The organism is Citrobacter sp. Ce006, assembly GCF_030336535.1.
In the GTDB taxonomy this organism is placed as follows: domain Bacteria; phylum Pseudomonadota; class Gammaproteobacteria; order Enterobacterales; family Enterobacteriaceae; genus Citrobacter; species Citrobacter europaeus.
On record NZ_JAOWDO010000073.1, the window covers coordinates 610,517 to 623,919 of the forward strand.

A 13,403-nucleotide genomic window follows, 5' to 3' on the forward strand; every position below is an offset into this window, starting at 1 on the left:
CTAAAACAGTCGGGATGCTACAGTAATACATTGACGTACTGCATGTATGCAGAGGACATCACATTACAGGCTGCAGTATATTTTTAGTAGCCCCCTTCCCAGGTAGCGGGAAGCACATTTTTGCAAACCCAGAGGCAGCGTCGTTTTCTGGCTCTGGAGACAGCTTATAACAGAGGATAACCGCGCATGGTGCTTGGCAAACCGCAAACAGACCCGACTCTCGAATGGTTCTTGTCTCATTGCCATATTCATAAGTACCCATCGAAGAGCACGCTGATTCACCAGGGTGAAAAAGCGGAAACGTTGTATTACATCGTTAAAGGCTCAGTGGCAGTGCTGATCAAAGATGAAGAAGGGAAAGAAATGATCCTTTCTTATCTGAATCAGGGCGATTTTATTGGTGAATTAGGCCTCTTCGAAGAAGGTCAGGAACGTAGCGCCTGGGTACGTGCCAAAACCGCATGTGAAGTCGCTGAAATTTCCTACAAAAAATTTCGCCAATTAATCCAGGTCAACCCGGATATTCTGATGCGCCTGTCTTCTCAGATGGCTCGTCGTCTGCAAGTCACGTCTGAAAAAGTCGGCAACCTCGCCTTCCTCGACGTAACTGGTCGTATCGCGCAGACTCTGCTGAATCTGGCGAAACAGCCTGATGCGATGACCCACCCGGACGGCATGCAGATTAAAATCACCCGTCAGGAAATCGGCCAGATCGTTGGCTGCTCCCGTGAGACCGTCGGCCGTATTCTGAAGATGCTGGAAGATCAGAACCTGATCTCCGCACACGGTAAGACTATCGTCGTCTACGGCACCCGTTAACCCCATCGAAGTGGCGCGTTACCCAGTAATGCGCCACTTTTGTTTGCACCGATGTGGCGAAGACTGATATACCACCCAGAGATCAACTACGCACTACGGCAGACGCTGGTGCTATGTTTACCTGTGGCTGTTGGTCTGATCATCGGTCAGCTTCATCTGGGCCTCCTCTTCTCCCTGGTCCCTGCCTGCTGCAACATTGCCGGTCTTGATACCCCGCATAAGCGCTTTTTCAAACGTTTAGCTATTGGCGCGTCTTTGTTTGCCGGATGCAGTTTGATCATGCAATTACTGCTGGCAAAAGATATACCACTGCCGCTTATCCTCACCGGCCTGACGCTAATTCTTGGTGTAACCGCCGAGTTGAGCCCTTTGCATGCGCGACTATTGCCTGCCTCACTTATCGCAGCGATTTTCACGCTAAGCCTGGCCGGCAACATGCCCGTCTGGGAGCCGCTGCTGATCTACGCGCTGGGCACGTTATGGTATGGCCTGTTCAACTGGTTCTGGTTTTGGATGTGGCGCGAGCAGCCGCTCCGTGAATCGCTCAGCCTGTTGTATCGTGAATTAGCCGATTACTGTGAAGCTAAGTACAGCATGCTGACCCAGCATGCCGACCCAGAAAAAGCGCTGCCTCCCCTGCTGGTTCGCCAACAAAAGGCAGTGGATCTGATTACCCAGTGTTATCAGCAAATGCATATGCTGTCGGCGCATCGCAACAACGATTACAAGCGCCTGCTGCGTGCCTTTCAGGAGGCGCTCGATTTACAAGAGCATATTTCCGTTAGCCTCCACCAGCCGGAAGAGGTGCAAAAGCTGGTCGAGCGTAGCCATGCGGAGCAGGTGATTCGCTGGAATGCGCGTACCGTAGCCGAACGCCTTCGGGTACTGGCCGATGATATTTTGTATCACCGTTTGCCGACCCGTTTCTCGATGGAAAAACAGATTGGCACACTGGAGAAAATCGCCAGGCAGCATCCGGACAACCCGGTGGGACAATTTTGCTACTGGCACTTTAGCCGTATTGCCCGCGTGCTACGCACCCAGCGCCCGTTGTATGCCCGTGACTTGATGGCTGACAAGCAGCGTCGGTTGCCGTTGATCCCAGCCCTGAAAAACTATCTGTCGTTGAAATCTCCAGCGCTGCGCAATGCCGGACGCATCTGCGTTATGTTGAGTATCGCCAGCCTGATGGGCAGCGCCTTACACCTGCCAAAGCCCTACTGGATTTTAATGACTATTCTGTTCGTCACGCAAAATGGCTACGGGGCGACCCGGGTACGCATCTTACATCGGTCGGTCGGTACGCTCGTTGGGCTGGTGATTGCCGGCGTCACGCTGCACTTTCATATTCCGGAAGGTTTCACGCTGGCAGCCATGCTGCTGATAACCCTGGTGAGCTATCTGATCATCCGTAAAAATTACGGCTGGGCTACCGTCGGCTTTACGGTCACGGCAGTTTACACCCTGCAACTGCTGACGCTGAACGGGGAACAGTTTATCGTGCCGCGGTTTGTCGATACGGTCATTGGCTGCCTAATCGCCTTTGGTGGTACGCTCTGGCTGTGGCCACAGTGGCAGAGCGGTCTGTTGCGTAAGAACGCCCACGACGCGTTAGAAGCCGACCAGGAGGCCATTCGCCTGATCCTCAGCAACGATCCGCAGGCCACGCCGCTGGCGTATCAACGCATGCGGGTTAACCAGGCGCAGAACACGCTGTTCAACTCACTGAACCAGGCGATGCAGGAGCCAGGATTCAACTCGCACTACCTTGCGGACATGAAACTGTGGGTCACGCACAGCCAGTTCATCGTCGAACACATTAACGCGATGACCACGCTGGCAAGGGAACATACGATGCTGACGCCGGATTTGGCGCAGCGGTATCTGGAATCCTGTGAAATTGCGCTTCAGCGCTGTCAGCAGCGGCTGGAGTATGACGGACCGGGAAGCTCGGGCGATGTGAATATTCTCGAAGCGCCGGAGATGCTGTCCCACGGTCCGTTAAGCACTCTTGAGCAGCATCTGCAACGGGTTCTTGGGCATCTGAACACCATGCATACCATTTCGTCGGTAGCATGGCGTCAGCGACCGCACCACGGGATCTGGCTGAGCCGCCGACTACGGGACATGAAGGGTTAAAAGATTTGCCGGATGCGCTACGCTTATCCGGCCTACGAATCACACCTTACCCTGTAGGCCGGATAAGGCGCTCGCGCCGCCATCCGGCAATCAGCCCACCACCTTCGCGACAGCCTGCGCGAAACGCTGCATCCCTTCATCGATATCCGCCTGCTCTACCACCAGCGACGGCGCGAAACGCATTACGTCCGGCCCGGCGTTCAGCACCATCACCCCTTCGTGCGCGGCGGCATAGAGGAAATCGCGCGCCCGGCCTTTAAACTGCGGCTTCAACTCGGCGCCAATCAGCAGCCCCATCCCGCGAATATCGCTGAAAATGTCGAACTGTTGATCAATCTTGTGCAAATGCTGGACAAACGTCTGACGTTTGGCCTGAATGCCTCCCAGCACTTCCGGCGTGTTGATGATATCAAACGCTGCACCCGCTACCGCGCAGGCCAGCGGGTTACCGCCGTACGTGGAACCGTGCGACCCCACGTGGAACGCGGAGGCAATCTCCTGAGTGGTCAGCACCGCGCTCACCGGGAAACCGCCGCCGAGCGCCTTCGCGCTGGTGAGGATATCCGGCGTCACGCCGTAGTGCATATAGGCAAACAAATCGCCGGTACGCCCCATCCCGCTCTGCACTTCATCAAATACCAACAGCGCCTGGTGCTGGTCACAGAGTTCGCGCAAACCTTGCAGGAATTCCGGCGTAGCCGCAGTGACGCCGCCTTCTCCCTGAATTGGCTCAACCACCACCGCGCAGGTGTGATCGTCTATCACCGCTTTTACCGCATGCAGATCGTTAAACGGGACATGGATGATATCTGCCGGCTTTGGTCCAAAGCCGTCGGAGTATTTCGGCTGCCCGCCAACAGAAACGGTAAACAGCGAACGGCCGTGAAACGCATTATGGAAGGCAATGATTTTGGTTTTGAACGGGCTATGACGCACACAGGCATAGTGGCGCGCCAGCTTAAAGGCGGTTTCGTTGGCTTCCGTACCTGAATTCATGAACAGCACGCGCTCGGCGAAGGACGCATCAATGATTTTACGGCCTAAACGCAGCGCAGGTTCATTGGTGAAAACGTTGCTGGTATGCCACAGGGTTTCCCCCTGGGTTTTTAACGCCTCAACCAGTGCCGGATGGCAATGCCCTAGCGCGGTAACTGCAATGCCGCCCGCGAAATCAACATACTCTTTGCCCTGTTGATCCCAGACTCGACTCCCTTTTCCTTTTACCGGGATAAACTCAGCCGGTGCATAAATCGGCAGAATCACTTCATCGAATGTCGCGCGTGTAATAGCAGTTTGTTCAGTTGCCATGTCATTACCACCCTGTTAAGCAGAAATGCTAGTGAAATTATAATCACAAAATATGAATAAAAAATCACTGAATAGCAACCACAATTCAGCGATTGAGGAAATTAGCCAGCAGCTGATGCCCCTGTTCGCTGAGAATACTCTCCGGGTGAAACTGCACCCCTTCCATATCCCACTCACGGTGACGAATGCCCATAATCTCCTGCGTTTCACTCCAGGCCGTCACTTCAAAGCAGTCAGGAAGCGTTTCGGGGGCAACCACCAGAGAATGGTAGCGCGTCACCGTTAATGGGTTGGCGAGTCCCTGAAAAACGCCCTGCCCGTTATGCGTAATCGGCGAGGTTTTACCGTGCATCACTTTTGCCGCCCGAACCACGCTCGCGCCAAAGGCCTGCGCCATCGCCTGGTGACCGAGACACACGCCCAGCAGAGGGATGTTGCCCGCGAAATGGCGAATTACATCCAGCGAGATACCGGCGTCATCCGGCGTGCAGGGTCCTGGGGAAATCACGATTTTTTGCGGGCTCAACGCATCGATTTGCGCCAGCGTCAGCTCGTCGTTACGCCTGACAAGGACATCAGCGCCCAGTTCGCAGAAGTATTGGTACAGGTTCCAGGTAAAAGAATCATAGTTATCAATAAGCAGGATCATGGCGGCTCCGGTACATAAGAACCGCGCTATTCTACTCAGTTTCCGGGGCTTCGCTTACCACTTTACGAAATATCGCCTGCAGCGCAGACAAGTCACCCATCGCCCCGCTCTGATTAGCCAGATTCCACTCCTCAACCGGGATGTCATCCCAGCTCAGCATATACCCGGCATGAATCGCTAATTGTTCGAAGAAAATACGCTGCGCCAGGCCGCTGCCAATACGAAACGGATGCAGCACGTTGATTTCGCAATAATAGTGTGCAAGACGATCGACAAACTTGTCTTCCGGCAACCCCACCAGCCAGGACTCATCTTCCAGGTCCTGCATCAACGCATTGCCCTCTTTCTCGATATAAGCGAAATGGCAAAAACGGGTATCGCCCTGGTAGATATCGACTTCCCGCAGATGTCCCGCCCAGTCAAAAATATCCCGATACAGCTGGCGATGAATGGCGCACAGATGCGGCAATCCCCGTTTAAGCGGGCCCAGCTCGATAGTGGCCGCACGCAGCGCCGTCAGTTCATAGGCCGCCTGCGTCAGTCGTTGCGCCTGATGGATCCCCAGACGGTTACGCATGACATTCAGGCCCGGATACAAATAGGGGTCGCGTCCATCACCGAATTTATCGCTCATAGTGCCTCCTCAACTCTTCAAGACGCGCCAGGGCGTCTTCAGCACTCAGAGTAACCCGTGGAATATCCACACCTTCCAGCCGCCGACTGGCCTGGAAATTGGCATTTCGTCGTTGTTCCCAGAGCCGGGACTTTTGTTTATCGGTGAGTTTTTTCACATGACCTCCCTGAATGAGCCGACACTTGCCACAAGTATAAGCAGCAATTTCGGGTTACGCAGAGAAGGGAGAGAACGCGGGCGAGAACTGCCCGCGCAAAATACGGTTATGGCAGGACTTTAGCAGACAGGATAACAATCGGTTTTGACGGAACATTCTGGTAAGGACCGACATCATGGGTCTGTACCTGAGAGATCTTATCCGCGACATCCATACCTTTCACAACTTTACCGAAGACAGCATAGCCAAAGTCGCGCTGGCCGTGATCGAGGAACGCATTGTCCGCAATGTTGATAAAGAACTGGCTGGTCGCGCTGTCTTTATCCGCTGTACGCGCCATAGCAATCGTGCCGCGGGTGTTACGCAGTCCGTTATCGGCTTCATTCTTGATTGGCGGGTTAGGTTTCTTCTGCTGCATCTGCTCGGTAAAACCGCCGCCCTGCACCATGAAGCCAGGGATCACGCGGTGGAACGTAGTGTTGTTATAGAAACCGCTGTTGACATAATCGACAAAGTTTTGCACTGAAACCGGGGCTTTCTGACTGTTCAGCTCCAGCTCAATGTTACCGGCAGAGGTTGTCAGCAGGACATGCGGGTCACCTTTTGCTGCCAGTGCTGCGGGAGAAAGAGCAGAAAGAGCGAGAACAGCTGCAACAGCCGCCAGAGTCGATTTGAGCATGAGAATTCCTTAACAAGAGCAGAAATGAAGCAAGTGAATTGATTCTAAAGAGCCTTCAAGAACAAGGCCATCCCTTTACTTAATTTTACGTACTTGAAACAAATGTAACCTTATAGCCCCAAGCCTCAATGCGATCTAGATCACATAAAAAAATGTAACGGAGCTGGTAATTGCCAATAAACATTTAAATGCATCACTAAAACGCCTAAAATCTGCCCGCTCACGGCGCAGTCAATGCGCCTCCCACTTCTATACAGGCCAGTCATGACTAACAGCAATCGCATCAAGCTCACATGGATTAGCTTTCTCTCCTACGCCCTGACAGGCGCGTTGGTAATTGTCACCGGGATGGTGATGGGAAACATCGCAGAGTACTTCCATTTGCCCGTTTCCAGTATGAGTAACACCTTCACCTTTCTGAATGCCGGCATTCTGATCTCTATCTTCCTGAATGCCTGGCTGATGGAAATTGTGCCCCTGAAAACCCAATTGCGCTTTGGCTTTATCCTGATGGTTCTGGCGGTCGCCGGACTGATGCTCAGCCATAGCCTGGCCTTGTTCTCAGCCGCCATGTTTGTACTGGGTCTGGTGAGCGGTATCACCATGTCGATTGGTACGTTTCTGGTGACTCAGATGTACGAAGGCCGCCAGCGCGGTTCTCGTCTGCTGTTTACTGACTCCTTCTTCAGCATGGCTGGCATGATTTTCCCGATGGTGGCCGCGTTCCTGTTAGCGCGCAGCATCGAATGGTATTGGGTCTATGCCTGTATCGGCCTGGTATACGTCGCCATTTTCCTGCTGACCTTCGGCTGCGAATTCCCGGCGCTGGGCAAACACGCGCAGCAACCGGACGCGCCGGTAGTGAAAGAAAAATGGGGTATTGGCGTGCTGTTCCTGGCGATCGCCGCACTGTGCTACATCCTCGGTCAGTTGGGCTTTATCTCCTGGGTGCCGGAATACGCCAAAAGCCTTGGCATGAGCCTGAACGACGCAGGTAAACTGGTCAGCGACTTCTGGATGTCTTACATGGTTGGCATGTGGGCGTTTAGCTTTATCCTGCGTTTCTTCGATTTGCAGCGCATCCTGACCGTACTGGCGGGTCTGGCCACCGTCCTGATGTATCTGTTCATCACCGGTACGCCGGAGCATATGCCGTGGTTTATTCTGACACTGGGCTTCTTCTCCAGCGCGATTTATACCACCATTATTACTCTCGGCTCCCAGCAGACGAAGGTCGCATCACCTAAACTGGTTAACTTCGTTCTGACCTGCGGCACCATTGGTACTATGCTCACTTTCGTGGTAACCGGCCCTATCGTGGCGCACAGCGGACCGCTGGCAGCATTACAGACGGCCAACGGCTTGTATGCCGTAGTATTCGTGATGTGCTTCATCCTTGGGTTCGTCACGCGCCATCGCCAACATAACGTGCCAGCAACGCATTAATCTCACTGCCGGATGGTATCTGCGCTATCCGGCACATTCTCACTCCCTCTGCCTTTCACTGGTCATGTAGGCCAATTCTTACAAAAGCCCCTTAAATTGTATGCTTTTTATACAAACACGAAAAGTCAGTTAATTCCGTCACTTATAAAAATGCTGACAAATCAGTTATATACCTCTTAAGGAGTATATAAAGGCGAATTTGATTTGCATCAATAAGCGGGGTTGCTGAATCGTTAAGGTAGGCAGTAATAGAAAAGAAATCGAGGCAAAAATGAGCAAAGTCAGACTCGCTATTATCGGTAATGGTATGGTCGGCCATCGCTTTATTGAGGATCTTCTTGATAAATCCGACGCTGCCAATTTTGATATTACCGTCTTCTGTGAAGAACCCCGCAAAGCGTACGACCGTGTACACCTGTCCTCCTACTTCTCCCACCACACCGCCGAAGAGCTTTCTCTGGTGCGTGAAGGATTCTACGAGAAGCACGGCGTTAAGGTGTTAGTGGGCGAGCGCGCAATTACCATCAACCGCCAGGAGAAGGTGATCCACTCCAGCGCGGGTCGTACGGTCTATTACGATAAGTTGATCATGGCGACGGGCTCTTACCCGTGGATCCCGCCGATTAAAGGTTCGGAAACCCAGGACTGCTTCGTTTACCGTACCATCGAAGACCTCAACGCCATTGAGTCTTGCGCACGCCGGAGCAAACGCGGCGCCGTCGTCGGGGGTGGCCTGCTGGGCCTGGAAGCCGCCGGCGCGCTGAAAAGCCTCGGCGTTGAAACCCACGTGATTGAATTCGCCCCAATGCTGATGGCTGAACAGCTGGATCATATGGGTGGCGAGCAGTTACGTCGCAAAATTGAAAGCATGGGCGTGCGCGTGCACACCAGCAAAAACACCAAAGAGATCGTCCAGGAAGGCACCGAAGCGCGCAAAACCATGCGTTTTGCCGACGGTAGCGAACTGGAAGTCGATTTCATCGTCTTCTCTACCGGTATTCGTCCACGCGACAAACTGGCCACCCAATGCGGCCTGGACGTCGCTCCGCGCGGTGGTATCGTGATTAACGACACCTGCCAGACTTCTGACCCGGATATCTATGCCATCGGCGAATGCGCCAGCTGGAACAACCGCGTGTATGGTCTGGTCGCTCCAGGCTACAAAATGGCGCAGGTTGCCGTTGACCATATTCTCGAAACCGAAAACGCCTTTGAAGGCGCGGATCTGAGCGCCAAGCTGAAGCTGCTCGGCGTTGACGTCGGCGGGATTGGCGACGCACATGCGCGTACGCCGGGTGCCCGTAGCTACGTCTATCTCGACGAAAGCAAAGAAGTCTACAAACGCCTGATCGTTAGCGAAGATAACAAAACCCTGCTCGGCGCAGTTTTAGTCGGCGACACCAGCGATTACGGCAACCTGCTGCAGCTGGTGCTGAACGCCATCGAACTGCCGGAAAACCCGGATTCACTGATTCTGCCAGCACACGCGGGTAGCGGTAAGCCGTCTATCGGTGTCGATAAACTGCCGGACAGCGCGCAGATTTGCTCCTGCTTTGATGTCACCAAAGGCATGCTGATTGCCGCTATCAACAAAGGCTGCCACACCCTTGCAGCGCTGAAAGCTGAAACCAAAGCCGGTACCGGCTGTGGCGGGTGTATCCCGCTGGTAACGCAGGTCCTGAACGCCGAACTGGCGAAACAGGGTATCGAAGTTAACAACAACCTGTGCGAACACTTCCCGTACTCACGTCAGGAACTGTTCCATCTCATCCGCGTAGAAGGCATCAAAACCTTCGAAGAGTTACTGGCAAAACACGGGAAAGGCTACGGCTGTGAAGTGTGTAAGCCGACCGTCGGTTCTCTGCTGGCTTCCTGCTGGAATGAGTACATCCTCAAACCGCAGCACACGCCTCTGCAGGACACCAACGACAACTTCCTGGCGAACATCCAGAAAGACGGTACCTACTCCGTGATCCCGCGCTCTGCGGGTGGTGAGATTACCCCTGAAGGGCTGGTGGCCGTGGGCCGTATCGCGCGTGAATTTAACCTGTACACCAAAATCACCGGTTCTCAGCGTATCGGCCTGTTCGGCGCGCAAAAAGACGACCTGCCGGAAATCTGGCGTCAGCTGATTGAAGCGGGCTTCGAAACCGGCCACGCGTACGCCAAAGCGTTGCGTATGGCAAAAACCTGCGTGGGCAGCACCTGGTGCCGTTACGGCGTCGGCGATAGCGTCGGCTTCGGCGTAGAACTGGAAAATCGCTACAAAGGCATTCGTACCCCGCACAAAATGAAATTCGGCGTCTCCGGCTGTACCCGTGAATGTGCCGAAGCACAGGGTAAAGACGTGGGTATCATCGCCACAGAGAAAGGCTGGAACCTGTACGTTTGCGGTAACGGCGGGATGAAACCTCGTCATGCGGATCTGCTGGCGGCGGATATCGATCGCGACACGCTGCTCAAGTACCTTGACCGTTTCATGATGTTCTACATCCGTACCGCCGACAAACTGACCCGTACCGCACCGTGGTTAGACAATCTGGAAGGCGGTATCGAGTATCTGAAATCTGTCATCATCGACGACAAGTTGGGTCTGAACCAGCACCTGGAAGAAGAGATGACCCGTCTGCGTGAAGCGGTGGTCTGCGAATGGACAGAAACGGTTAACACCCCATCCGCGCAGGTTCGCTTCAAACACTTTATCAACAGCGAAAAACGCGATCCAAATGTCCAGGTTGTGCCTGAACGTGAACAACATCGTCCGGCCACGCCTTATGAGCGTATTCCGGTGACTCTGGTGGAGGAAAACGCATGAGCCAGTGGCAAAACATCTGCAAAATCGATGACATTCTGCCTGCAACAGGCGTCTGCGCCCTGTTAGGTAGCGAGCAAGTTGCGATTTTCCGCCCGTATCACAGCGACCAGGTGTTTGCGATCAGCAACATCGACCCGTTCTTTGAGTCCAGCGTACTTTCTCGTGGGCTGATTGCTGAACATCAGGGCGAACTGTGGGTCGCCAGCCCGTTGAAAAAACAGCGCTTTCGTTTAAGCGACGGCCTGTGCATGGAAGACGAACAGTTCTCCGTGAAACATTACGAAGCGCGAGTGAAAGACGGCACGGTACAACTGCGCGGTTAATAAATTTTTGGGAGGCGCAACGCCTCCCCTTTTTTGACGTATTTGCAGGTCTTTTATTGGTAGGCCTGATAAGCGTAGCGCCATCAGGCAATTGCAAAAGCACATTGCCGGATGGCGGCATAAATGCCTTATCCGGCCTACGGTTACGATTTTTTTTATTTTTTGTACTTCAAGGATAATCAAATGTTTACTGACACTATTAATAAGTGTGCGGCTAATGCTGCGCGCATCGCACGCCTGTCGGCTAATAATCCGCTCGGATTCTGGGTCAGTTCGGCAATGGCAGGGGCTTATGTCGGTCTCGGCATCATCCTTATTTTCACCCTCGGCAATCTGCTCGACCCGTCCGTACGTCCTCTGGTGATGGGGGCAACCTTTGGCATCGCTTTAACGCTGGTCATTATCGCCGGTTCGGAATTGTTTACCGGTCACACCATGTTCCTGACGCTCGGCGTCAAAGCGGGTACCATCAGCCACGGCCAGATGTGGGCTATCCTGCCGCAAACCTGGCTGGGTAACCTGGTCGGCTCCGTGTTTGTCGCCCTGCTTTACAGCTGGGGCGGCGGCAGCCTGCTGCCGGTTGATACCAGCATCGTCCATTCGGTTGCGCTGGCGAAAACGACCGCGCCTGCAACGGTGCTGTTCTTCAAAGGCGCGCTGTGTAACTGGTTGGTTTGTCTGGCAATCTGGATGGCAATCCGTACCGAAGGCGCGGCAAAATTCCTCGCTATCTGGTGGTGTCTGCTGGCGTTTATTGCTTCCGGCTACGAGCACTCGGTTGCCAACATGACGCTGTTTGCCCTCTCCTGGTTCGGTCACCACAGCGAAGCTTATACCCTGTCAGGAATTGGTCATAACCTGCTGTGGGTGACACTCGGTAATACTTTGTCCGGTGTCGTATTCATGGGATTGGGTTATTGGTATGCTACGCCAAAATCGGAGCGTCCTGTTCCGGCAAAAATCAACCAGCCAGAGGCTGCTGCCAATAATTAAGGGGTAATGTCGTGGATCATTTGCCTATATTTTGTCAACTACGTGACCGCGACTGCTTGATCGTCGGCGGTGGTGATGTCGCAGAACGCAAAGCGCGCTTACTGCTGGAAGCGGGCGCACGTTTAACGGTTAATGCGCTGGCGTTTATTCCGCAGTTCAAAGTATGGGCAGATGAAGGCATGCTGACGCTGGTTGAAGGGCCATTCGATGAGTCTCTGCTCGACGCCTGCTGGCTGGCTATCGCCGCCACCGATGACGATACCGTCAACCAAAGCGTCAGTACCGCCGCAGAATCACGCCGTATATTCTGCAACGTGGTCGATGCGCCAAAAGCAGCCAGTTTTATCATGCCCTCCATTATCGACCGCTCGCCGCTGATGGTGGCGGTCTCCTCCGGCGGGACATCGCCGGTGCTTGCCCGTCTACTGCGTGAAAGACTTGAATCCGTATTGCCTCAGCATCTGGGCCAGGTCGCGCAGTATGCCGGCAAGTTGCGTTCCCGAGTGAAGCAACAGTTTGCCAGCATGGGAGAGCGTCGTCGCTTCTGGGAAAAATTGTTCGTGAATGACCGCCTGGCGCAGTCGCTGGCGAACAGTGACCAGAAAGCCGTCGAGGAAACCACCGAGCAGTTGCTTAGCGAACCGTTGGATCATCGCGGGGAAGTGGTGCTGGTTGGCGCCGGTCCTGGCGATGCCGGACTGCTGACGTTGAAAGGACTACAGCAGATCCAGCAAGCAGATGTCGTGGTCTATGACCGTCTGGTGTCCGACGACATCATGAACCTTGTACGCCGCGATGCGGACCGGGTCTTCGTCGGTAAACGCGCGGGCTACCACTGCGTACCGCAGGAAGAGATTAACCAGATCCTGCTGCGTGAAGCGCAACAGGGTAAACGCGTCGTGAGACTGAAAGGTGGCGATCCGTTCATCTTTGGCCGCGGCGGCGAAGAGCTGGAAACCCTGTGCCACGCCGGTATTCCATTCTCCGTTGTGCCGGGTATTACCGCTGCTTCCGGGTGTTCCGCCTATTCCGGCATTCCGCTGACCCATCGTGATTACGCCCAGAGCGTACGCCTGGTTACCGGACACCTGAAAACCGGCGGAGAGCTGGACTGGGAAAACCTGGCGGCAGAGAAACAGACGCTGGTGTTCTACATGGGTCTGAACCAGGCGGCCACCATTCAGGAAAAACTGATCGAATTTGGTATGCAGCCCGATATGACTGTCGCGTTGGTAGAAAACGGTACTTCTGTGAAGCAACGCGTTGTCAACGGGGTACTGACGCAGCTCGGCGAACTGGCGCAGCAGGTTGAAAGCCCGGCGCTGATTATCGTCGGTCGTGTGGTAGGCCTTCGCGATAAGCTGAACTGGTTCTCGAACCATTAATCTAGTTTCTGAAGATGCCCTGATATTCAGGGCATCTATTTATCCCCCAGCAGAAA

General features: G+C 54.1%; 12 protein-coding genes. 7 read left to right on the forward strand and 5 right to left on the reverse strand.

From position 1 onward, the window contains the following. Positions 1 to 186: 186 nt before the first annotated feature. Together crp and OGV94_RS21585 are read left to right on the forward strand one after the other, a co-directional pair. A complete protein-coding gene (gene crp, locus OGV94_RS21580) occupies positions 187 to 819 on the forward strand; it encodes a cAMP-activated global transcriptional regulator CRP (RefSeq protein WP_000242758.1) in 633 nt (210 codons plus the stop codon). 51 nt (positions 820 to 870) lie between these two features. After that, a complete protein-coding gene (locus tag OGV94_RS21585) occupies positions 871 to 2,958 on the forward strand; it encodes a YccS/YhfK family putative transporter (protein WP_200008192.1) in 2,088 nt (695 codons plus the stop codon). Positions 2,959 to 3,048: 90 nt separating this feature from the next. On the opposite strand, the gene argD is transcribed toward OGV94_RS21585, so the two are convergent. The 5 genes from argD to ppiA all read right to left on the reverse strand — a co-directional run bounded on the left by argD (position 3,049) and on the right by ppiA (position 6,385). Beyond that, positions 3,049 to 4,266, reverse strand: a complete 1,218-nt coding sequence (gene argD, locus OGV94_RS21590) for a bifunctional acetylornithine/succinyldiaminopimelate transaminase (protein WP_286524363.1) — start codon at positions 4,264 to 4,266, stop codon at positions 3,049 to 3,051. Positions 4,267 to 4,351: 85 nt separating this feature from the next. Next, positions 4,352 to 4,915 carry an aminodeoxychorismate synthase component 2 gene (pabA, locus tag OGV94_RS21595; RefSeq protein WP_043018554.1) on the reverse strand — a complete coding sequence of 188 codons (564 nt, stop codon included), beginning with the start codon at positions 4,913 to 4,915 and terminating at the stop codon, positions 4,352 to 4,354. Between the two features lie 31 nt (positions 4,916 to 4,946). Continuing rightward, positions 4,947 to 5,549: a putative adenosine monophosphate-protein transferase Fic gene (locus OGV94_RS21600; RefSeq protein ID WP_043018555.1), complete on the reverse strand. Its 603-nt coding sequence runs from the start codon at positions 5,547 to 5,549 to the stop codon at positions 4,947 to 4,949. After that, positions 5,539 to 5,706 (reverse strand): FicA/YhfG family antitoxin, encoded by a 168-nt coding sequence (ficA, locus tag OGV94_RS21605; protein ID WP_003827708.1) that lies wholly within the window; start codon positions 5,704 to 5,706, stop codon positions 5,539 to 5,541. The genes OGV94_RS21600 and ficA overlap by 11 nt, the downstream gene beginning before the upstream one ends. A gap of 106 nt (positions 5,707 to 5,812) precedes the next feature. After that, positions 5,813 to 6,385, reverse strand: a complete 573-nt coding sequence (gene ppiA / locus OGV94_RS21610; protein ID WP_003023595.1) for a peptidylprolyl isomerase A — start codon at positions 6,383 to 6,385, stop codon at positions 5,813 to 5,815. Positions 6,386 to 6,649: 264 nt separating this feature from the next. Here ppiA and tsgA point away from each other — a divergent pair, with 264 nt between their 5' ends. The 5 genes from tsgA to cysG all read left to right on the forward strand — a co-directional run bounded on the left by tsgA (position 6,650) and on the right by cysG (position 13,347). Then, on the forward strand, positions 6,650 to 7,831 hold the full coding sequence (tsgA, locus tag OGV94_RS21615; RefSeq protein WP_043018556.1) for an MFS transporter TsgA: 1,182 nt from the start codon (positions 6,650 to 6,652) through the stop codon (positions 7,829 to 7,831). Positions 7,832 to 8,102: 271 nt separating this feature from the next. Further along, entirely contained in the window at positions 8,103 to 10,646 is a 2,544-nt protein-coding gene (gene nirB, locus OGV94_RS21620) for an NADPH-nitrite reductase large subunit (protein WP_286524366.1), read from the forward strand. Then, on the forward strand, positions 10,643 to 10,969 hold the full coding sequence (nirD, locus tag OGV94_RS21625; RefSeq protein ID WP_043018558.1) for a nitrite reductase small subunit NirD: 327 nt from the start codon (positions 10,643 to 10,645) through the stop codon (positions 10,967 to 10,969). Before nirB ends, nirD begins: the two co-directional genes overlap by 4 nt. 183 nt (positions 10,970 to 11,152) lie before the next feature. Further along, entirely contained in the window at positions 11,153 to 11,962 is an 810-nt protein-coding gene (gene nirC, locus OGV94_RS21630) for a nitrite transporter NirC (protein ID WP_043018835.1), read from the forward strand. 11 nt (positions 11,963 to 11,973) lie between these two features. Next, on the forward strand, positions 11,974 to 13,347 hold the full coding sequence (gene cysG, locus OGV94_RS21635) for a siroheme synthase CysG (protein ID WP_043018559.1): 1,374 nt from the start codon (positions 11,974 to 11,976) through the stop codon (positions 13,345 to 13,347). Positions 13,348 to 13,403: the final 56 nt, after the last annotated feature.